Origin of the sequence: Nocardiopsis sp. MT53, from assembly GCF_019598965.1 — a bacterium.
GTDB classification, from domain to species: domain Bacteria; phylum Actinomycetota; class Actinomycetes; order Streptosporangiales; family Streptosporangiaceae; genus Nocardiopsis; species Nocardiopsis changdeensis.
The window spans coordinates 4,433,710-4,455,361 of the sequence record NZ_CP080599.1; the positions used below are offsets into that span (position 1 = coordinate 4,433,710).

Genomic DNA, 21,652 nt, shown 5'->3' on the forward strand with positions numbered 1-21,652 from the left:
CGGACGCGCCCGGCACCCGGGTACCTTCGTCGTCCGTAGCCGTCCCCCCGAGACCCCCGAGAATCCATGACACGACTCTTCACCCACGGGCCGGTCCCGCCGGACCTGGGCCCGCTCACCCCCGAGGACCCGCGGCGGCTCGGCCCCTACCGGGTCGCGGGCCTGCTGGGCGCGGGCGGCATGGGCGCCGTCTACGCCGCCGCCGACGAGGTCGGCCGCTGCGTCGCGGTCAAGGTGATCCACGCCCACTTCGCCACCGACCCCGTCTTCCGGGCCCGGTTCGCCCGCGAGGCCGACCTGATGCGCCGGGTCGGCGGGCTGTGCACGGTGGCGGTGCGCGACGCCGACACCGGCGCCGAGAGCCCGTGGATCGCCACCGACTACGTGCCCGGGCCCACGCTGGCCGCCCGGATCCGCGACCGCGGCCCCCTGGACGAGGGCGATCTGGCCGCCTTCGCCGCGGGGACGGCGGAGGCGCTGCACGCGATCCACGGGGCCCGGGTCGTGCACCGCGACCTCAAGCCCGGCAACGTGGTGCTGTCCCCCGACGGGCCGAGGGTGCTGGACTTCGGGATCGCCCGGGCGGTGGACGGCACCGCGGTCACCCGGACCGGGATGCTCATGGGCACCCCCGGGTGGACGGCGCCGGAGCTGCTGGAGGGGGCCGACCCGAGCCCCGCCTCGGACGTGTTCGCCTGGGGCGGCATGGTCGCCTACGCGGCCACCGGCCGCCCGCCGTTCGGCCGCGGCGACACCGCGGCCGTGCTGGAGCGCACCCGGAAGGAGCCGCCCGACCTGGCCGGGTTGCCCGGCTGGCTGCACGGGGTGGTGTCGGCCGCCCTGGCCAAGGACCCCGCCGCCCGGCCGAGCGCGCTGGCGGCGCTGCACGCGGTGGGCCGGGGCCGGTACGGGACCGACCCGACCCTGGTGGCGGCCGAGCCCACCGCCCTGGTCACCCGGCTGGTCGAGGGGGAGTGGTCGCCCGGGCGCGAACGGGCGACCGGACCCGGGCGCGGGCCCGGCCGCGGGCGTACCGGCCGCCGTTCGTGGTCGCCCTGGCCCACGCTCGCGGTCGCGGCCGCGGTGCTGCTGGCGGTCCCCGTGGCGGGGACGGCGGGGTACCGGCTGGGCGGCGCGCCCCCGGCGGCGGACGCCGCGCGGGCCGACCCGTCCGCCGCGGGTGCCGGGGAGGCGGGAGCCGCCCCGGACCCCTCCGGCGCCGCGGGCGGACAGGATCCCGACGCGGCCACCGCGCCGGTGCCCGACCCCGAGCCGTTCACCCAGGTCACCGCCGAGGACACGGCGGGGCTGGCGGCGGCGGTCGTCGGCGACTCCGCGTTCGTCTCCGAGGCCCTGGTGGTGACCCTGCGGGAGGCCGTCGCCGAGGACGGCGGGGTCCGCATCACGGGCCTGCGCACCCCCCGTTTCGCGGAGGGGCCGGTGGGGCCGATGAGCTCCACCCAGGTGGATCTGACCGCCGGGGCCCGGGGGAGCGAGATCGAGGGCGCCCTCTCCGGGCCGGGGGCCGACGACCTGGCCCCGGCCTCCGTCCCGGCCGTCTTCACGGCGTCGTTCCCCGGGGCCCCGGCGCGCGGCACGGTGGTCTTCCACCAGCGCTACACGTTCGCGCCGGGGGACTCCTACGCCGACCTGCGCCTGTGCTACGACACCGGGGCCGCGGACGGGACCGCGTTCACCGCCCCGGCCGAGGGAGAGGAGTGCCCCGCATGAGCCGGGTCCTGACCAGGTTCGCGTACCGGCTGTGGGCCCGTTCCACGGTCCTGCTGGTCGCCTCCGCGCTCGTCCTGGTGCTGGCCGCGGCGGGCGGGTACGCGGTGGCGGCGGTCGGCGCGGTGTTCACCGACCCGTCCGGCCCGCCGGACGCCGCGCCCTCCGGGGAGCCGGAGGAGGCGGTGCCGCCGCGGGTGGAGCCGGCCGACCCGGCCCTGGACGGGCTGAACGCGCTGGTGGTGCACGGAGACGACCGGATCGTCCTGCACGTCGGCGGCACGGGGGTGTTCGGGCTGGTCGTCACCGGTGCCGAGGCGGACGCCGACGGGGTCCGGGTCACCGGCACCGCCCGCTACCACCTCGGCGAGGGCGGCTACGGGCTGCGCCCGCACCAGTTCACCCTGGGCGGGACGGCGGCCGACGGGGAGGCCTCGGAACTGCCCGCGCTCACCGCGGACGCGCCCGCGGCGCCGTTCTCCCTGGTCTTCCCGGGAGCCGGACTGCCCGAGACGCTGGCGGTGTCGGCTCCGGAGGTCGCCACCGGCGGGATCGACGAGGCCATGCTCTGCCTGGCCGCCGACGGCGCCCCCCGGGCCGACGTGTTCGACTGCTGACCCTCACCCCGCCGACGGGGCGGCGGCGGGCGGGGCCGGGAGCGGCGTCCCGGCGCGGTAGCGGCCCGGGGACAGGCCGAACTCGCGCTTGAAGGCGTTGGCGAAGGCGAACTGCGAGGAGTAGCCCACCCGCGCGGCGATGGCGGAGATCGGATCGTCGTTCTCCTGGAGCATCCTCCCCGCCGTGGTCAGCCGCCACCAGGTGACGTACGCCAGCGGGGACAGACCCGCCAGCGCGGTGAACCGCTTGGCGAACGCCGCCCGCGACAGGCCCGCCCGCTCGCCCAGTCCGGCCACCGTCCACGGGTGGGCCGGGTCGCTGTGCACGGCCTGCACCGCCGCGTACACGGCGGGGTCGCGCATGACCCCCAGCCAGCCCCGGGCGGCCGCGCTCCGGTTCTCCTCGATGTAGGTGCGCAGGATGTACACCAGCAGCATCTCCAGCAGGGAGGGCACGATCGCGTCCCCGCCGGGTCGGGGGCGGTCCAGCTCCGCGCCCAGCAGCTCCACCGCCGCGCCCAGCTCCGTACGGGCCCCCACCCGCGCGGGCAGGTGGACCAGCCGGGGCAGTTCCGACAGCATCGGATGCGGCCGCGCCCCGCAGGTGTGGTACGAGCCGCCCAGGGTGACGCACGAGGGCCTCCCGCGCCCGTCCTCCCCGACCGCGGCCGACCCGAACCGCGGCCCGGCCCCCTGCGGTCCGCACACCAGCTCGGTCACGGGGGCGCCCGGGTCCGCGTCCCGGCCGTGGGGGAGGAGGTCGCACAGGTCCCGCACGGGCGAGGCGGACTCCTCCGCCAGCACGTGCCCCTGGCCGTTGGGCAGGAACACGATGTCGCCCACCCCCAGGTGGAGCGGCTCCCCGCCCTCCACGGACAGCACGCAGGAGCCCTGGAGGACCACCTGGAAGCCGACGCCGGAGACCTCCGGGAAGCGCATGCCCCAGGGCGAGTGCCATTCGACGCGGGCCGCGTTGGGGCGCCCGGTCCGTACGGTGCCGATCACGTCGCTGAGCACGTCCATGCCGCCATCGTATCCCCGGAGGATCCGGATGTGGACGATGGAGTATAGGAACAAGCTTTTCAGGCATGGGAAGTCTCGCCCGTGCTTCCTAGTGTTGGGTCCGAACCCCGAACACGAAGGAGTTTGGCCATGACCGCCGCACCCGTCACCGCCCCGACCCGTTCCTCCTGGCCGCCCCGCCTGGCGGCCGTCGCCGCCGTGGCCGTCGCCAACGCCCTGCTGGCCCTGGTCGCGCCCCTGCTGGGCGCGGACCTGGTGGTCGCCCCGCCGGGCCAGGACCCCGCGGCGGTCTCCGCCGGCGCCTTCGCGGTGTTCAGCGCGGGCTTCGGGCTCCTGGGCTGGGGCGTGCTGGCCCTGGGCGAGCGCCTCCTGGGGCGCCGGGGGCTGGTGGCCTGGACGGTGGCGGCGGTCCTGATCACGCTGCTGATGGTGGTGCCGCCGCTGTCCGCGGGGGGCACGGTCGCCACCACCGTCGTGCTGGAGCTGTCCCACCTGGTGGTCGCGGCCGGGGTGATCCCGGTCTTCTGGAAGTCCTCCCCGACCTCCTGAGCGGCCGTCACCCGACGCCCGGCAGGGGCCGGCGACCCCCGGTCGCCGGCCCCGCCCGTGCAGCGACGGTGCTGCACAGAGCCCCGACGCGGACGTCCGGCGGAGCACCCGCTCCCGGCGGGCCGGTGGTCGGCCTCGCGCGTGCCGCGCTCCACGGCGGTGCGGGCCGACCCCGGCGCGGACGTCCGGCGGAGCCCCCCGGCGTGGACGTCCGGTGGTGGTTCAGTCGGGGTCGGGGGACTCGCGGCGGGCCCGGCGCTCGGCCAGGTCGGCGCGGGCGGCCGCCCGGCGCAGGTGGCGGAGCACCGCGAGGGTGCTCAGGGTGAACACCACGGCGCCCAGCAGGAGGGGCAGGCGCAGGTCCAGCCGGGCCAGGAGGCCGCCGAGCAGGGCGCCCACGGGCACCATTCCCAGGCCGAGCATGCGGCGCACGCTCATCACCCGCCCCAACAGGCCCGACGGGACGATCTGCTGGACGATCCCGCCGGACAGCACCCCCGCCACGGCGCTCGCCCCGGCGAGCACCGCCCAGGCGGCGGCCCCGATCCACGGCGACCCGGTGGCGGCCGCGACCACCACGGCGCACACCGCCTGGAGCAGGTAGCCGCCCGTGACGGCGGCGAACCGGCCGACGCGGGCGGCGAGCCCGGCGGCCAACAGGGCCCCGGTCAGCGCCCCCACCGCGCCGACCGCCAGGAACACCCCGAACAGCGGCGCCGGCACCCCGAGGTGGTCGCGGACCACCAGCACGAGCACCGCCGCCTGGGCCCCCGCGGCCAGGTTCACCGCCGTGGAGAACACGACGAGCGCCCGCAGCGCCCGGTCGCCGTACACGAACCGCAGACCCTCGCCGATGTCGGCGCGCAGCGACCCGCGCCCGGCGGCCTCGCGCGCCTGCGCGGCGGGCCGCCGGGCGGCGGAGGGCAGCCCCATCAGGATCAGCGCTCCGAGCAGGTACGCGCCGGAGTTCACCGCCAGGGGCAGTGCCGCCGCCACCGCGAACAGGAACCCGGCCAGCGGAGCGCCCACGAAGTCCTGCGCGGTCTCCTGGGAGGCCGTCAGCCTCCCGTTGGCCCGGTCCACCGCCCCCGGCGCCAGGGCCGGGAGCATCGCGCGCCCCGACAGGTCGTAGACGATCTCGCAGCACATCACCGTGAACATCACGGCGTAGAGCCAGCCGACACCGGCCTGGTCCAGGGCGACGAGCGCGGCCAGGGCGGCCACGGCCCCCGCCCGGAGCAGGTTGGCGGCGACCATCGCCCGGCCGCGGTCGACCCGGTCCACCAGGGCGCCGCCCACCAGCCCGAACAGCAGCCAGGGCAGGTACCGGGCCGCCGTCAGCCCCGCCACGGCGAGGGGGTCGTCGGTCAGGGCCACGGCCAGCAGAGGGAGGGCGGTCAGCATGACCCCGTCGGCCAGGTTGCTCGCCAGGGAGCCGGCCCAGAAGCGGTGGAAGGCGGCACTCAGGCGGGGTGGGGCCTGGTCGGCGGGCACGGGGGCTCCTCGGCGGGTCTGCGGCGGGAGCCGGTGCGGGCGTCGGCCGGGCACCGGCCCCCGGGGGCGTGTGCTCAGCGGAGCATAGCCCGCCGACGGCCCCGGCGCCCCCCGCGGCCGGTTCCGGACACGACGGAGGGGGCCGGCCGCGCCGGCCCCCTCCGGGTACCCCTACAGACGGGCGGCGGCCGCCTCGTCGATCCAGAACACGGTCCTGTCGGTGCCGCGGGCCGCGGCGACCGGCGCCTCGTTCGGGTCGGCGCCGGAGAGGCCCAGGCGCACCGCCTCGGCCTTGGACTCGCCGGAGGCCAGGAGCCAGACCTGCCGCGAGCTGTTGATCGACGGCAGGGTCAGGGTGATCCGGGTCGGCGGCGGCTTGGGCGAGTCGTGCACCGGGGCCGTCGCCGCCTCGTCCTCGCCGATCTGCGGCAGGCCGGGGAACAGCGAGGCGATGTGCGCGTCCGGCCCCACGCCCAGCAGGCACACGTCGAAGGCCGGCACCGGGCCCTGGCCGCGGGCCGCCACCGCCAGCTCCCGGGAGTAGCGGGTCGCCGCGTGCGCCGCGTGGTCGCCGTCCATACCGTCGGCGGCGGGCATCGGGTGGACCTGCGTGGCCGGGATGTCGATCGCGTCGATCAGGGCCGCGCAGGCCTGCGTCTCGTTGCGGTCCGGGTGCCCGGCGGGCAGGAACCGCTCGTCGCCCCACCAGAGGTGCACGTGCGACCAGTCGATTCCGGACTCGGCCGCGTGGTCGCGGACGGCTTCGAGGGCGGCGATGCCGATCCCGCCCCCGGTCAGGACGAGGTGGAACGCGCGCCCGTCGGCCTCCGCGCGCACGATCTCGTCGACCAGCCGCAGCGCGACGTCCTCGGCGAGGGCCTTGGCGTCGGCGTGCCGGACGATCTGCGGTGTGCTCATACTGCGCTCCCCGTGGGCAGCGACCCCAGGTGGCGGGCCGCGGCCTCGTAGATCTCGTCGGCGTCCAGGCGGCGCAGCTCCTCGGCCAGGGCCTGGGCCGCGCCGCGCCGGGCCAGAGCCACCGTCTGGTCCGGCTGGCCGAAGCGCGACAGGGTGGCGGTGCGGCCGTCGGCCCGGGAGATCGCGATGTCCCCCTGGTCGGTGATCAACCGCACCTCGGTCAGCCCGGGCCCGTGCGAGGTCTCGCGCTCCACGGGCACCTCCAGCCGCTCCGAGAGCCACGCCGCCAGCAGTTCGGCGCTCGGGTAGTGCGACTCGGCCGTCACCTTGGCCGAGGTGACCCACCCGCACGGCTGGTCCATGGCGCTGGCCAGCAGCGAGCGCCACGGGGTCAGCCGGGTCCAGGTCAGGTCGGTGTCACCCGGACTGTAGTGGGACACCCGCTCCACGAGGTCCCGCAACGGGTCCGGGGCGCGCAAAGCGTCGGTGATCCTTCGTTGGGCCAGGCGGCCGACCGGGTCCTGCGACGGGTCGGCGGGGCCGGCGCCCGGCCACCACACGACCACGGGGGCGTCCGGCACCAGGAGCGGGGTGACCACCGAGTCGGGGTGCTCGCCCAGCGGACCGTAGAGCCGCAGCAGCAGCGCCTCACCGGGCCCGGCGGTGCCCGGGCGGCGGATCTCGGCGTCGATGGCGGGCTCGGCCTCCGGGTCGCGGCGGATCAGCGCGATCACCCGGGAGGGGTGTTCGAGCCCGGCCTCGGTGGCGGCCCGCACCGCGTCGTAGTGGTCGGCCTCGTCGGTGACGATGATCAGGGTGAGCACCATGTTCATCGCGCCGCCGCCGACGCTGAGCCGCTCGGACATGAGCGCCTCGGCGATCTGGGCGGTGGTGGTGCGCGGCAGGTAGAGGGTCATCGGTTCCTCCCGACGTGGTCGTTGCCGGTCACGGACGCCGCCACTGGCGGCCGTCGCGGGCGAGGAGGAGCTCGGCCGACTCCGGGCCCCAGGTGCCCGACCCGTACTGCTCGGGGCGGCCCTCCTTGGCCCAGAACTCCTCGACGGGGTCGAGGATCCGCCAGGACAGCTCCACCTCCTCCTGGCGCGGGAACAGCGGCGGGTCGCCGATGAGCACGTCCAGGATGAGCCGCTCGTACGCCTCCGGGCTGGCCTCGGTGAACGACTGGCCGTACGCGAAGTCCATGCTGACGTCGCGCACCTCCATGCTGGCGCCGGGCACCTTGGACCCGAAGCGCAGCGTCACGCCCTCGTCGGGCTGGATGCGCAGCACCAGGGCGTTCTGCCCCAGCTCGCTGATGTCGCTGCGCGGGAACAGCTGCTGGGGCGCGGCCTGGAACACCAGGGCCACCTCCGTGACCCGGCGCCCGAGCCGCTTGCCGGTGCGCAGGTAGAACGGCACCCCCGCCCAGCGGCGGGTGTTGACGGCCAGCTTCAGCGCCGCGTAGGTCTCGGTGACGGAGTCGGCGGGGATGCCGTCCTCCTCCAGGTAGCCGCGCACCGCCGCGCCGCCCTGCCAGCCGGTCGCGTACTGGCCGCGCGCGGTCCCGGTCTCCAGGTCCTCGGGCAGCGACACCGCCGCCAGCACCTTCTCCTTCTCGTTGCGGATGGCGTCGGCGTCGTAGGAGATGGGCTCCTCCATCGCCACCAGCGCCAGCAGCTGGAGCAGGTGGTTCTGGATGACGTCGCGCGCCGCGCCGATGCCGTCGTAGTAGCCCGCGCGGCCGCCCACGCCGATGTCCTCGGCCATGGTGATCTGCACGTGGTCGACGTACCCGCGGTTCCACAGGGGCTCGAACAGGGTGTTGGCGAACCGCAGCGCCAGGATGTTCTGGACGGTCTCCTTGCCCAGGTAGTGGTCGATGCGGAACACCGACGACGGCGGGAACACGTCGTCCACCACCGCGTTGAGCTCCTGGGCGCTGTGCAGGTCGTGGCCGAACGGCTTCTCGATGACCACCCGGCGCCAGGGGCGCACCCCCTCCGGGCCGGCCTCGGGGGGCTCGGCCAGCCCCGACCGCTTGAGCTGCTTGACCACGGTCGGGAACAGCTTGGGCGGCAGGGACAGGTAGAACGCGTAGTTGCCGCCGGTGCCGCGGGCGGCGTCCAGCTCGCGGACGGTGTCGGCGAGCCGGTCGAAGGCGTCGTCGTCGTCCAGTTCGCCCTGGACGAACCGGACGCCCTCGCTCAGCTGGCGCCATACGTCCTCGCGGAACGGGGTGCGCGCGTGCTCGCGCACCGCCTCGTAGGCCTGCACGGCGAAGTCCTGGTGCTCCCAGTCGCGGCGGGCGAAGCCGACCAGGCCGAAGCCCGGCGGCAGCATCCCGCGGTTGGCGAGGTCGTAGATGGCGGGAAGGAGTTTCTTGCGGGCCAGGTCGCCCGTGACGCCGAACAGCACCAGGACGCTGGGCCCGGCGATGCGCGGCAGTCTTCGGTCGAGGACGCTGCGGAGCGGGTTGGGCACCGCTCCCGGCATCACCGGTTCTTTCACGGTTCTCGCTCTTCCTGTCGAGAGTGGCCGGCGGGTTGTGACGCGTACCGCCCGCGCCCCGGCTCGGGGCGCGGGCGGGATGCCGTGGCCGTACGGGTCAGGCGGCCGACTCCAGCTTGGCGGAGAGCCCCTCCAGAAGGCTCTTCCAGGAGTCGATGAACTTGGTCACGCCCTCCTCCTCCAGGAGGCCGAACACCTCGGTGAGGTTCACACCGGCGTCCTCCAGGGCGGCGAAGTCGGCGCGGGCGCGGTCGTAGGTGCCCAGCACCGTGTTGCCGGTGACGTCGGCGTGGTCGGCGGTCGCGTCCAGGGTCGCCTGCGGCATCGTGTTGACGGTGCCGCGCGCCACCAGTTCGGTGACGTAGGCGGTGTCCGGGTAGGCGGGGTCCTTGACGCCGGTGGACGCCCACAGCGGTCGCTGCGGAGTGGCGCCCAGCGCCTCCAGGGCCTTCCACTCGGCGCTGGAGAAGACCTCCTCGTAGGCCTGGTAGGCCAGCCGGGCGTTGGCGATCGCGGCCCTGCCCAGCAGCGCCTCGGCCTCGTCGGTGCCGATGGCCTTGAGGCGCTTGTCGACCTCGCTGTCCACCCGGCTGACGAAGAAGGAGGCCACCGACTGGATACGGGTCAGGTCGTGGCCGTTGTCCCTGGCCAGCTCCAGGCCCTCCAGGAAGGCGTCCATCACCTGGCGGTAGCGGGCCAGGGAGAAGATCAGCGTGACGTTGACGCTGATGCCCAGCCCCAGCACGCGGGTGATGGCGGGCAGGCCCTCGGCGGTCGCCGGGATCTTGATCATCAGGTTGGGCCGGTCCACCAGCCACCACAGGGCCTTGGCCTCGGCGACCGTGCGCTCGGTGTCGCGGGCCAGGCGCGGGTCGACCTCCAGGGAGACCCGGCCGTCGACGCGGTCGGTGGCGTCGTAGACGGGGCGCAGGGTGTCGGCGGCCCAGCGGATGTCGTAGGCGGTCAGGAGGCGGACGGCCTCGTCCACGGCCACGCCGCGGCGGGCCAGTTCGGCCACCTGCTCGTCGTAGGCGTCGCCCTCGGCGAGGGCCTTGTCGAAGATGGTCGGGTTGGAGGTGACCCCGGTCACGTTGTGCGTGGACATCAGGGAGGCCAGGTTCCCGGTGCGCAGGCGTTCGCGGCTGATGTCGTCCAGCCACACGGAAACGCCCGCGTCGGCCAGGGCCTCAAGCGGCTTGCTCATGGTGTGTGCGCCTTTCCTCTCGCGGGGAGTGCGGGCCCCGCCGGACGGTTCCGGCGGGGCCCGCGACGTCAGCGTCCGGCCTTGGCGGCGCTGGTACGGACAGCGGCGACGACGGCCTCGGCGGTGATGCCGAACTTCTCGTACAGAGTCTGGTAAGGCGCGGAGGCCCCGAAGTGTTCCAGGGACACCGACTCGCCCGCGTCGCCGACGTAGGCGCGCCAGCCCAGGGCGATCCCGGCCTCCACGGACACGCGGGTGCGCACCGAGGACGGCAGGACCTCCTCGCGGTACTCCTCGCTCTGCTCCTCGAACCACTCCACGCACGGCATCGACACCACGCGGGTGGGGGTGCCGTCGGCCTCCAGCTCGGTGCGGGCGGCCAGGGCCAGCTGCACCTCGCTGCCGGTGGCGATGATGATCGCAGCGGGGGTGCCGCCGGTGGCCTCGGCGAGGATGTAGCCGCCCTTGGCGGCGCCCTCGGCCGGGGCGTACTCGGAGCGGTCCAGCACCGGCACGTTCTGGCGGGTCAGTGCCAGGCCCGCCGGGCGGTCGGAGGTCTCCAGGATGCGGCGCCAGACCACGGCGGTCTCGTTGGCGTCGGCCGGGCGGACCACGTCCAGGCCCGGGATGGCGCGCAGCGACCACAGGTGCTCGACCGGCTGGTGGGTGGGGCCGTCCTCGCCCAGGCCGATGGAGTCGTGCGTCCACACGTAGGTGACCGGCAGCTTCATGAGCGCGGCCAGGCGCACCGACGGGCGCATGTAGTCGCTGAACACCAGGAAGGTGCCGCCGTAGGGGCGGGTCGGGCCGTGCAGGGCGATGCCGTTGAGGATCGAGCCCATGCCGTGCTCGCGGACGCCGAAGTGCAGCACCCGGCCGTACGGGTTGCCCGGGAACATGCTGCTGGACCGGTCGAAGGGCAGGAACGAGGGCTCGCCCTTGGGCGTGGTGTTGTTGGACCCGGCCAGGTCGGCGGAGCCGCCCCACAGCTCGGGCAGCACCGGGGCGACCGCGCTCAGGACCGCGCCGCTGGCGCTGCGGGTGGCCACGCCCTTCTCGCTGGGCTCCCAGGTCGGCAGGGACTCCTCCCAGCCCTCCGGCAGCTTGCCGGACTGGAGCCGGTCGAAGAGCTCGCCGCGCTCGCCCGCGCCGCGCCGCCAGGCCTGGAAGTGGCCCTCCCACTCGGTGCGGGCGGTGCGGCCCCGGTCCAGAGCCTTGCGGGTGTGCTCGATGACGGCCTCGTCGACGTGGAACGGCTCGTCGGTCAGGCCGAGGATCTCCTTGGTGGCACTGATCTCGTCGGAGCCCATGGCCGCGCCGTGGATCGCGCCGGTGTTCTGCTTGTTGGGCGCGGGCCAGCCGATGACGGTCCGCAGGCGGATGAAGGTCGGGCGCTCGGTTTCGGCGTTGCCCCGCCGGATCGCCTCGAACAGGGCCGGCACGTCCTCGACGTACTCCCCGGTGGCGGTCCAGTCGACCTCCTCGACGTGCCAGCCGTAGGCGCGGTAGCGCTCGGCCACGTCCTCGGTGTGGGCGACGCGGGTGTCGTCCTCGATGGAGATCCGGTTGTCGTCCCAGATCAGGGTGAGGTTGCCCAGCTTCTGGGTGCCGGCCAGGGCGCTGGCCTCGTGGCTCACGCCCTCCTGCACGTCGCCGTCGGAGCAGATGGCGTAGACGTGGTGGTCGAAGGGGCTGGTGCCGGGACCGGCCTCGGGGTTGAACAGGCCGCGCTCGCGGCGGGTCGCCATGGCCATGCCGACGGCGTTGCCGACGCCCTGGCCGAGGGGGCCGGTGGTGGTCTCCACGCCGGGGGTGTGGCCGAACTCGGGGTGCCCCGGCGTGAGGCTGTCCCACTGGCGCAGCGACCGGAGGTCGTCCAGGCCCAGGCCGTAGCCGGCCAGGTAGAGCTGGATGTACAGGGTCAGGCTGGAGTGGCCGGCGGAGAGCACGAAGCGGTCGCGGCCCACCCACTCGGGGGCGGCCGGGTCGTGCCGCATGACCTTCTGGAACAGCAGGTAGGCGGCCGGGGCCAGGCTCATCGCGGTGCCGGGGTGTCCGTTACCCGACTTCTCTACGGCGTCCATCGCCAGGGCGCGGACCGTGTCGACGGCGCGGCGGTCGAGGTCCGACCACTCCAGGGCCTGCGGGGTGTGGGCGTTCACGGACTCTCGTTTCTCCTTCTCGGGCACGTCCCTCGGGCGCGGGCGTGCGGTCGGTGTCGCATCGGTCGCCGGCACCGTCGCCGGGCATTCCCGACGGCCCCCGCCGGAGCGGGGCGTCAGGGGGAGCGCGGGGGTGACGTGCGATTGTGCGCGGCCGCCGGACGGCGGATCCGGGGTCCCGGCGGGATGCGCCGGGGCGTGCGGGGCCGCTGACCGGTTCGGCCGACTTCGAGCCTATCGCCCGTAACCGGGGATGTCGTTGCCCGACACCGCACATCGCGGCCGGTGGGACGGCGGGGGAGGGGCGCGTGGCGAGTGGCGGGGCGCGGGGGCGTGTGCGACCCTGCTGTCACCCGGCGCCGCCGCGGAGCGCAGTGAGGGGCCGAAGGACCTGGGACTTTCGCATCCGAGGGGGCTGGTCATCGGGCTCTGCGAACAAGTACTACAGTATGTCGTTGACGGGGTTTCCGCCGATCCTGACGCTTTCGTCGGTCCGCCCGACCCCGCGTGGCGAGCAGTGTCGAAGACCCTAAGAGTTGTCGAGGTATCCGCGTGTCTGAAACCGAGCCGGTGCCCCCCGTGGGAACGCGAGCGAGCCGTCCGGCCGTGAGGACGCGGTGACCCATGGCCCTCGCTGACCCCGCGCCCCGCACCACGTCCGACGCCGCACCGGAGGCCCCCCGCAAGGCCTCCTTCGGCGAGTACGTGCGCGCCTACGTGGCGCTCTCCAAACCCCGCGTCATCGAGCTCCTGCTCATCACGACGATCCCGGTGATGTTCGTCGCCGCCGGCGGCGTCCCCCCGCTGTGGACCGCCGTGTACACGCTGCTGTTCGGCACCATGTCGGCGGCCAGCGCCAACGCGATGAACTGCTACATCGACCGCGACATCGACCGTGAGATGCGTCGCACCCGCCAGCGCCCCGGGGCGATGGCCGTGGTGACCCCGCGCGGCGCCCTCGTGTACGGCCTGGTCCTGGCGGTCGGCTCCACCGCGGGCTTCGCCCTGCTGGTGAACCTGCTGTCGGCGGCCCTGTCGGTCTTCGCGATCCTGTTCTACATCTTCGTGTACACCCTGCTGCTCAAGCGCCGCACCGCGCAGAACGTGGTGTGGGGCGGCATCGCCGGGTGCATGCCGGTCCTGATCGGCTGGTCGGCCGTCACCAACAGCCTGGACTGGGCGCCGTTCGTGCTCTTCCTGGTGGTGTTCTTCTGGACGCCGCCGCACACCTGGACGCTGGCCATGCGCTACCGGGAGGACTACGCGCAGGCCAAGGTCCCGATGCTGCCGGTGGTCGCGGGCGACCGCCGGGTGCTGCTGGAGTGCGTCCTGTACAGCTGGGCCACCGTGATCGTGTCGCTGGTCTTCTGGCCGGTGGCCGGGACCACCTGGTTCTACGGGGCCGTGGCGACCGTGCTCGGCCTGCTGCTGGTCTTCCAGGCCCACCGCCTGCTCCAGCGCTCCCGCGCCGGGGTGAGCGGGGCCAAGCTCAAGACCATGGGCTTCTTCCACCTCTCCAACGCCTACCTGGCGCTGCTGTTCGCGGCCGTGACGGTGGACCCGCTGATCGCCGGGCTGCTGGCCTGACCGGCCGGTGAGCACCTCCGCGGCGGCGGCGCCCTCCCGGGGCGCCGCCGCCGTCGCCTTTCCGGCGGCCTCCGGGGCTCCCCGGGAGGCGGGGGCCTCAGCGGAGCGGGCGCGCCTCGGCGAGGAAGCAGCCGAACACCACCGCGCGCACGTGGACCAGGGCCACCCCGGGGTCGGCGAACACCTCCGCCAGCAGCCCGTCGACCTCCCCGGCCCGCTCGACGGGCAGTTCCACCGTGACGCCCCCGCGGATGCGCCCCCGGGCGTCGTAGGCGCGCAGCACCCGGGGGGACCCGTGCAGCCCCACCGGGTAGCCGCCGCCTTCCGGCCCGCCGCACGGGTCCCCGTGGACGAAGACCGGCCCGACCTCGTCATAGGCGCCGGGGTCCACGCCCCGCTCCAGGGCCCAGGCCCGCAGCGGCGCGTAGGAGACGAGCATGATGCGCTCCCCGGCCCGGCTGCGGCGCAGGCAGCAGCGCAACGGGGCGCCGCCCTCGGGGTCGGCGAAGATCTCCCGGACACGGCCGGCGTCGTCGCCGACGCGCAGCCGCTCCAGGACGCCGGGCGCGATCGCCCGGATCTCGAATGACGGGGTCGTCCGGGTGGTCCGGGCCTTCGGCGGCGCGGCCACCGGGACGGTCGGGACAGTCGCGTTCATCGTGGTCATGGGTGGAGCATCCCCCGTCCGCGGCCCGGGCACCGGCGGTCATCGGACATCTCATTCGGGCGGGCCGCCATCCGCGAGGGTTCCCCCGGAGGCCGTACTCCTGTCACAGGAGCCCGCTATAACCTCAGGCATGTCCACGACTTCCCCACACGTCACGGAGCCGATCTGGACCGAGGGTCCCGACGGTTACTCCCTGGCCATCGAGGGCACGGCCCTCGCCTGCCGCAACGCCAAGGGCACACGGCTCAAGACGGTCCCCAAGAAGGTGCGCGAGTCCGAGCAGGCCCAGCGCCTGTCCGACGTGCTGCTGTGGCTGGAGCGCCACGAGCGCGACTGCGCGGCCCGCGTCGAGTCCTGGCTGCTGGGCTCCCTCCCCGTCCCGGCCGCCGTGCTGTCACGGGTATGGGCCGACCCCTCCTGGCAGGGCCTGCTCTCCGACCTGTTCGTCGCCCCCGAGGGCGGCGGCGAGGGCGGGTTCCTGCGCGGCGTCGACGACCGGGGGCGCATCGGCGTGCTCGACCTGGACGCTGAGAGCACCTGGCTGGACGCCGACCGGGTCGTCCCGCTGCACCCCGTCCTCATCGAGGACCTGGACGACGTGCGCGAGTTCGCCCTGGAACTGGGCATCACCCAGCGGCTGCCCCAGCTCACCCGCCAGATCCACCGCCTCCCCGACACCCTCGACGCCGACGCGACCCGGGTGGACGACTACGCGGGCGGGCGGTTCGAGCAGCTCCGCCACGCCGCCGGCCTGGCCCAGCGCCACGGCTTCCCCGTCCGCGGCGGCTACACCACCTGCCGCGTCGTCGAGGGCGGGCGGCCGGTGCAGGCCCGGTACTGGATCGGCTCCGACGCCCCCGACTGGGAGACCGAGACCGGCCCCCTGGTGTGGGTGGACGACGACGAGCGCGTCCTGAAGCTCACCGAGATCGGCCCCGTCGCCTGGTCCGAGGGCGTGCGGATGGCCGAGCTCGTCCACGCCGGCCGCAAGAACACCGAGGAGGAGAAGAAGTGACCACCCCCAGTGAAGCCCTCCTCGACGCCGCCCTGGCCCCCCTGGACGCCGCCGTCGACGGACACACCGACACCGTCTCCGCCCGGGTGTACACCCACACCGCCCTGGGCGACCGCGCGGTCGTGCGCCTGGTGCCCGACGCCCTGGCCCCCGCCGAGGACTCCGCCATGGACTTCCTCGGGTTCGCCGACGGCGGGCACTCCGAGCCCCTGGCCCTGACCCGCCCGCGCGGCCTGGGCTACCCCGAGTGGGCGCTCATCCACGACCCCGACCGGCGGGCGCAGGCGCTGGCCCTGGTCCGCCCGATGGAGAAGGCCGCCCGGCTGGCCGGGACCCGGCCCGGCCCCGCCGCCGACGAGTTCGCGCGCATCGCCGCCGAGGTGCCCATCCCGCACCTGCCCGCCTACTGGGAGCAGGCCGGGAGGGCTTTCCTGGCCGCGGGGAACGCCCGCACCGCCGCCGTCATGTTCGGCCGGGCCCGTGAGGCCGAGCAGGTGTACAGCCTGCCCGTGGACGAGGCCACCCGGCGCGAGTCGTTCCTGGAGTTCGCGTTCGCCGGGGCCCTCACCGTCAAGGCCCTGACCGCCCACGCCGCCGAGCTGTCCGGCCGGTACACCGCCGACCGGGCCTACACCGAGTTCCGCGAGCTGGCCGTGCGCCGCACCCTGGGCGGGCTGCCGCCGTGGACCGGCCTGCTCAAGCAGATGCGCTCCCTGGCCAAGGCCGCCGGGATCGACCAGGTGGAGCAGGAGCGGGAGCTGCTGCGGGAGCTGCTGGCCGTGCCCGCCACCTCCTCCGCCCCCGAGGGGTTCTGGAAGTCCGCCCGCGCCACCCTGGCGGCCCTGGGCCGGGATGACGCCGAGGTGGCCCGCGCCCTACTGGGCATGTTCGTCGACTCCAGCGGCTACGACGACACCGGCTTCCACGCCTGGTGGCTGGAGCTGCTGTCCGACGCCGGCTCCGTGGACCTGCTCGCCGACCCGGCCCAGGCCGTGCCCGGCGGTGCCGCCGGATGGCTGAGCCGCATGATCTCCCACACCCGCGGCTGGCGCTGGTCGCTGCCCGCCGGGTTCCTGGACCTGACCGCCCGCATCGCCGACCGGCTGCGCGCCGACGGGACCCCCGTCGACCTCACCCGCACCGCCGGGTACTACGCGGGGAACATCCCCGCCGACCTGCTCGACCTGTGCCTGGAGCTGGGCGTCCCGGTCACCGCGGACACCGACCAGCGCGGCCTGGACCTGGAGACCTGGGTCGACCACCCGCGCGGCGGCCCCCGCCGCGACCTGCGCTTCCTGCGGGCGGACCCCGCCTGGGAGCCGCTGGTGGGCCGGGCCGTCGCCGCCTACAGCGGCGGGTACGCCCGGGGGCACGGCGGCCGCCGGGTGCTGGAGGACCTCCTGCCCTACGAGTACCTGCACCCCTACATCGGGAAGCGGCTGGACGTCCTCACCGGAGCGCTGGGCGGCGGGCTCCTCCAGGTGGAGGAGGGCCTCCAGAGCCTGCGCAACGAGTGCGAGGGCGGGGTGTTCCGGGCCTTCCCCGAACACCTGGACCGGCTCGCCTCCCTCGACGTCGCCGACCTGCTGGCCGACACCCTCAACGCGGGGATCATCGACGAGTACGCCTGGCCCGCACTGGAGGAGGCCGCCCTCGAACTGGGCGCCCAGGCGGGCGGGGGCGCCCGGCTGGCGGGGACCGCCAGCTGGCCGTACTACACGCTCACCTCGCAGGAGCGGACCATCGCGGTGGGACCACAGGGCCGTGTCGCCGAGCACGTCCTGGACCTGCCCAAGGGCGCGCACGAGCCCATCGCGTTCTACGTCCAGGACCGGTTCCTGGTCGCGTACTCGCAGAACCACGACCGGTACGGCTACTGGTCCGACGCCCCCGGTGAACGGCTCTCCTTCGACTACTCGTCGGTGGTCAACAGCCACACCTCGGTGTCCCGCGGCAACGGGTGGCGCTACACCCTGCCCAGCGCCGCCCAGCTGACCGCGGACGGCGCCCGCATGAACGGCGAGCGCGCGCTGCGCGCCGGGGACCCCGACGGCCCCCGGGACCGGCACGTGCTCTCCGACGGCCGGACCTACTGGGCCGAGCGGGAGCTCGGGGACGGGCTGGTCGAGGTCGACCCCGCCACCGGGGCCCGGGGGCGCGTCAGCCTGCCGTCCTTCCTGGAGGACCTGCGGCTCGGGGCCGGCGAGTGGTTGCAGACGGGGCTGTCCAGCCTGGCGCCGCTGCCCGGGCCCGTCTCCGGCGGGCCGCTGGGAGAGGCCGCGGGAGCGGCCGGGTTCGCGGTGGTGCGGGGCGACGGCTCCTACCGCGTCGTCTCCACCGGCGGCGGCGAGCTCACGGTCCGGTCCGCCGGGGAGGGCCGGGGTCGGCCCCCGGCGGCGATCGGCCTGTTCACCGCGCCCGGCGGCGACACCCGCATGCTGGCCTCCGACAACGGCATCGCCCTCCTGGACTCCACGGGCGGCCAGATGTGGAACTGCCACACCGGCGGGGCCTGCGAGTGCACCGCCAAGTGGGGCACGCCGCACCTGCCGCCCCTGCAGTACTGGTACTTCATGGGTCCGCGCGACGCCGGGGCCTCGGCCCGCCTGCGCGCCGTGCGCGGCGCCGACCTCAAGGACCTGGTCGCCGCCGCCACCGCCGAGCACAGTGCCACCGCCGCGGCCCCGGTCCGCAACCGGCGGGTCGTCGGGGCGAACCCCTACCCGGCGCCGACGACCGTGTTCACCGTGGAGCAGAAGATGCCCCGCAGCCGGGAGGCGGCCCTGTCCGTCCTCTCCGGCGGCGACCGGAACCCCGACACGGGCGTGGCCGACGGGGTCGTGGGCCTGACCGTCGCCGCCGTCCGGCTCCGCCGCGACCTGGACGGGTACCTCGAGGCGATCCGGAAGGTCCGGGAGGTCGTCCCCTCCGGTCCCGAGCCCGAAGCGCTCGTCGGCGGGCTCTGCCGGTTCCTGCCGAACCTGCGGCATGTGGGCGGCGACGTGCGCGGCCACATCGAGGCCACCTCCCGCTTCCTGCGGGGGGAGACCGGCCCCGAGGCGCTGGCCGCGCGGCCGCCCGCCGGCATCGACTGGTCCGGGCTGCCCGGGGCGATCGGGCTGCTGGCCTGGTCCGCGGCCTCACCGCTGACCGGCGAGGAGGAGCGCGCCGCCCTGGTGGACTTCCTCGCCCGGTGGGCGGGCACCGTGTTCGCCGACCCCGCCGTCGAGCTCGACCTGGGGACCGCGGTCTCCGCGGACGAACGCGACCCCGTCGCGGTGGGCGCCGACGGCGGCCGCAGGGTCGGCCTCGCCCTGGTCCCCGACCTCTCCGGCCGACCCCGCGGCATGGAGGAGAAGCACGCCCAGTGGTTCGCCGAGGTCCGGACCGGGGACCCCCTCCCCCTGCCGGAGGGCCTGCGCGAGGTGGACCGCACCCGGACCGCCCCCGGCTGGGGCACCGCCGCGGCGATCACGGCGTTCCTGGCGGCCCTGGCCGAACACGGCCCGCTGACCTGGGACGAGGAGGCGGTCGAGGTGCTGGCCGAGCGCACCGGGCTGCCGCGGGAGGCCGCGACCCTGCTGCTGCACCAGCGCTTCAACGAGCTCGGGCTGCCCGCCGACCAGCGCAAGGCCATGGGGCTGACCGAGGCCCAGCTCTCGATCGGCGCCGAGGAACTCGCGGCGGGCAACGACCGCGACCTGTGGTGCGCGCTCTACCACGAAGCCCTGCCCGCCCCCGAGGAGACCGCCGGCCTGTGGTCCCCGGCGGGGGCGCGCGCCGCCGCCGAGCGGCTCGCGGACGCCTGGAACCGCCTCAGGGGCGCGCGCACGTCCCTGCCGCGGACCGTGCTGGACGCCCTCAACGCCCCCTGGCGCCCCGTCGGCACCACCACGGTGCGACTGCTGGCGGACCCCACCGGGCACCCCGCCCTGACCGAGGACGCGAGCAGTCACCTGGAGGTCGGGGAGAGGTACGGGCGCGTCGACGTCGCGCTCCGCCAGGAGCCCGAGCAGGCGGCGCGGCTGCACGACCTGCTCCGGGAGTTCGCCCTGCTGATCCCCTGGGCGTACGCCGAACTGCCCGCGGGCGACCCCGTCCGGGAGTCCGTCCCCGCGCTGCTCGAGGCGGTGCGCGCCCGCCTGGACGCCCCCGAACTGCTGCTGAGCGCGTTCACCACCTGGGGGGAGGACCACGACGGGCTGCTCGAACGGATCGGCGGCGAGGAGTGCCCGGTGCCCGGGAAGGCCGGGGCCTCGGCCCAGGCCCGCGACAACGGAACGGTGCTCGCCGTCCAGTCGCACTACTCGCTGCACCTGTTCTTCCGCCCGGCCCGGTTCGACGACGGGGTGGACGCCCGCACCCTGCGGGCCCTGATCGGCGGCGGCGAGTACACCGTGTACGGCCACAACCAGACCAGGATCGTGGACCTGCTGCGCAGCCCCGGGTACACGGCGATCGCCGAGCGCATCGCCGCCGGCTCCCTGCCCGCGGGCGCACGCGAGTACGACCCGGCGGCCTGTGCGCCGGAGCTGCTGACCGAGGCGGCCGCGACGCTCGGGCTGTCCGACGACGCGGCCCGGCTGTACCTCCAGCTGCTCGCGGTCCTGGAACCCACCGACAAGAAGGTCCGCGCCTTCAACGGGTGGACCCCCGCCCGGCACAAGAAGGCCCAGGCCGAGCTGCTCGAACACGGCCTGGTCATGACCGCCAAGCGCGCCCGCGCCGGCCGCACGGTCTTCCTGCCCGGAGCGTGGACCGACATCAAGTCGGGGGCCGACCTGCCCTTCGAGACCTGGAAGGCGCCGCTGTACGGTCTCGTCCGGGGCGAGCACGGTGTGTCGGGGCCGGTCCCCGGCCGCCACCTGCCCCCGCGCCCGGTCCCGGAGATCTTCGCCGAGGCGTGGCGGCGCACCCGTGAGGGCGACGCGCCGGCCCTGTGAGCCGCGCCCCGGCCCCGGCGCGACCCGCCGGGGCCGGGGCGCCCTCCGCCCCTCCCCTTCGACCCCCGAACCGCAGACCTTTGAGGAGCCCGTGGTGCCCGAGCCCGCCACCGATGTGCAGATCGAACCCGCCGAGCGCAGCCACGCCGGCGAACTGGCCTTCCTGGCCGCCCACGACACCGGGCCGCGCCCGCCCGGGTGGGCGCTCACGCCCCGTTCCGTGGTGACCTTCATCGCCGGCAGCGGCGGCGAGCGGCTGCGGCTGCCCGGACCCGTGGAGGGGCTGCCCGACGCGCTGGAGATCCCCGCCAAGTTCGTCGGCGACCGCTCCCTGGTCGAACGCTGCGTCGTCACCCTGGCCGGGGAGCGCGGGCTGCTCCTGGTCGGTGAACCCGGCACCGCCAAGTCCATGCTGTCGGAACTGCTGGCCGCCGCGGTCTGCGGCACCGGCGCGCTCACCGTGCAGGGCACCGCGGGCACCAGCGAGGAGCACCTGCGCTACGGCTGGAACTACGCGCTGCTGCTCGCCAAGGGCCCCGTCCCCGAGGCGCTGGCCCCCTCCCCGGTGCTCACCGCGATGCGCACCGGCCGCGTCGCCCGGGTCGAGGAGGTCACCCGCTGCCTGCCCGAGGTGCAGGACGCCCTGGTGTCGATCCTGTCCGACCGGCGCATGGCGGTCCCCGAACTGGGCGACGAGGGCACCTTCCACGCCCGGCCCGGGTTCAACGTCATCGCCACCGCCAACCTGCGCGACCGCGGGGTGTCGGAGATGAGCGCCGCCCTCAAGCGCCGGTTCAACTTCGAGGTGGTGCCGCCCATCGCGGACCCCGCCGCCGAGGTGGCGCTGGTGCGCGACCGGGCCGGGGCCGCCCTGGCCCACCACGGGCACTCGCTGCCCGTGGACGACGCCGTGCTGGAGGCGCTGGTCACCGCGTTCCGCGACCTGCGCTCGGGCACCTCGGCGGAGGGCTGGCCCGTGGAGCGGCCCACCACCGTGATGAGCACGGCGGAGGCGGTCGGCGTCACCACCTCCCTCGGGCTGCAGAGCGCCTACCTGGGCGTGACCGACCCGCTGTCGCTGCTGCCCGGCTACCTGCTGGGCGCCGTCCGCAAGGACGACCCGGAGGACCAGGGGCGGCTGCTCGCCTACTGGGACTCCACCATCCGCCACCGCGCGGAGAACGGCGCCCGCATGTGGCGCCGCCTGTACGAACTGCGCCACGTGCTGGGGGAGTGA

Annotated in this window: 15 protein-coding genes; 7 read left to right on the forward strand and 8 right to left on the reverse strand. The window is 75.2% G+C overall.

Annotated features, from left to right (window positions below; genetic code table 11):
* Window positions 1-66 precede the first annotated feature (66 nt).
* Window positions 67-1,731 (forward strand): serine/threonine-protein kinase, encoded by a 1,665-nt coding sequence (locus tag K1J57_RS19770; protein WP_220560047.1) that lies wholly within the window; start codon window positions 67-69, stop codon window positions 1,729-1,731.
* Window positions 1,728-2,345: a hypothetical protein gene (locus K1J57_RS19775; RefSeq protein WP_220560048.1), complete on the forward strand. Its 618-nt coding sequence runs from the start codon at window positions 1,728-1,730 to the stop codon at window positions 2,343-2,345. Before K1J57_RS19770 ends, K1J57_RS19775 begins: the two co-directional genes overlap by 4 nt.
* 3 nt (window positions 2,346-2,348) lie before the next feature.
* Here the strand turns inward: K1J57_RS19775 and K1J57_RS19780 are convergent, their stop codons facing one another.
* The gene (locus K1J57_RS19780) at window positions 2,349-3,368 is read right to left on the reverse strand and encodes an AraC family transcriptional regulator (protein WP_220560049.1); all 1,020 of its coding nucleotides are present in this window, start codon (window positions 3,366-3,368) and stop codon (window positions 2,349-2,351) included.
* Between the two features lie 129 nt (window positions 3,369-3,497).
* Here K1J57_RS19780 and K1J57_RS19785 point away from each other — a divergent pair, with 129 nt between their 5' ends.
* Window positions 3,498-3,917 carry a DUF6069 family protein gene (locus K1J57_RS19785; RefSeq protein WP_220560050.1) on the forward strand — a complete coding sequence of 140 codons (420 nt, stop codon included), beginning with the start codon at window positions 3,498-3,500 and terminating at the stop codon, window positions 3,915-3,917.
* 222 nt (window positions 3,918-4,139) lie between these two features.
* On the opposite strand, the gene K1J57_RS19790 is transcribed toward K1J57_RS19785, so the two are convergent.
* From K1J57_RS19790 to tkt, 6 genes are all read right to left on the reverse strand, one after another.
* Complete coding sequence (locus K1J57_RS19790) at window positions 4,140-5,411, reverse strand: MFS transporter (RefSeq protein ID WP_220560051.1); 1,272 nt, start codon at window positions 5,409-5,411, stop codon at window positions 4,140-4,142.
* 171 nt (window positions 5,412-5,582) lie between these two features.
* Window positions 5,583-6,329 carry a 6-phosphogluconolactonase gene (gene pgl, locus K1J57_RS19795; protein WP_220560053.1) on the reverse strand — a complete coding sequence of 249 codons (747 nt, stop codon included), beginning with the start codon at window positions 6,327-6,329 and terminating at the stop codon, window positions 5,583-5,585.
* Window positions 6,326-7,246: a glucose-6-phosphate dehydrogenase assembly protein OpcA gene (locus tag K1J57_RS19800; protein ID WP_220560054.1), complete on the reverse strand. Its 921-nt coding sequence runs from the start codon at window positions 7,244-7,246 to the stop codon at window positions 6,326-6,328. Before K1J57_RS19800 ends, pgl begins: the two co-directional genes overlap by 4 nt.
* Window positions 7,247-7,274: 28 nt before the next feature.
* Window positions 7,275-8,822, reverse strand: coding sequence for a glucose-6-phosphate dehydrogenase (gene zwf, locus K1J57_RS19805; RefSeq protein WP_220565661.1), 1,548 nt, complete (start codon window positions 8,820-8,822; stop codon window positions 7,275-7,277).
* A gap of 112 nt (window positions 8,823-8,934) precedes the next feature.
* On the reverse strand, window positions 8,935-10,041 hold the full coding sequence (tal, locus tag K1J57_RS19810; RefSeq protein ID WP_220560055.1) for a transaldolase: 1,107 nt from the start codon (window positions 10,039-10,041) through the stop codon (window positions 8,935-8,937).
* Between the two features lie 68 nt (window positions 10,042-10,109).
* Window positions 10,110-12,203 carry a transketolase gene (gene tkt, locus K1J57_RS19815; RefSeq protein ID WP_220560056.1) on the reverse strand — a complete coding sequence of 698 codons (2,094 nt, stop codon included), beginning with the start codon at window positions 12,201-12,203 and terminating at the stop codon, window positions 10,110-10,112.
* Window positions 12,204-12,827: 624 nt separating this feature from the next.
* Between tkt and K1J57_RS19820 the strand changes: the two genes are divergently transcribed.
* Window positions 12,828-13,790 (forward strand): heme o synthase, encoded by a 963-nt coding sequence (locus K1J57_RS19820; protein WP_220560057.1) that lies wholly within the window; start codon window positions 12,828-12,830, stop codon window positions 13,788-13,790.
* Between the two features lie 97 nt (window positions 13,791-13,887).
* On the opposite strand, the gene K1J57_RS19825 is transcribed toward K1J57_RS19820, so the two are convergent.
* Entirely contained in the window at window positions 13,888-14,457 is a 570-nt protein-coding gene (locus K1J57_RS19825; protein WP_220560058.1) for a DUF1203 domain-containing protein, read from the reverse strand.
* Between the two features lie 130 nt (window positions 14,458-14,587).
* Here K1J57_RS19825 and K1J57_RS19830 point away from each other — a divergent pair, with 130 nt between their 5' ends.
* The 3 genes from K1J57_RS19830 (at window position 14,588) to K1J57_RS19840 (ending at window position 21,652) form a co-directional block, all read left to right on the forward strand.
* A complete protein-coding gene (locus tag K1J57_RS19830) occupies window positions 14,588-15,472 on the forward strand; it encodes a DUF4132 domain-containing protein (protein WP_220560059.1) in 885 nt (294 codons plus the stop codon).
* Complete coding sequence (locus tag K1J57_RS19835) at window positions 15,469-20,415, forward strand: hypothetical protein (protein ID WP_220560060.1); 4,947 nt, start codon at window positions 15,469-15,471, stop codon at window positions 20,413-20,415. The genes K1J57_RS19830 and K1J57_RS19835 overlap by 4 nt, the downstream gene beginning before the upstream one ends.
* Before the next feature lie 94 nt (window positions 20,416-20,509).
* Complete coding sequence (locus K1J57_RS19840; protein ID WP_220560062.1) at window positions 20,510-21,652, forward strand: AAA family ATPase; 1,143 nt, start codon at window positions 20,510-20,512, stop codon at window positions 21,650-21,652.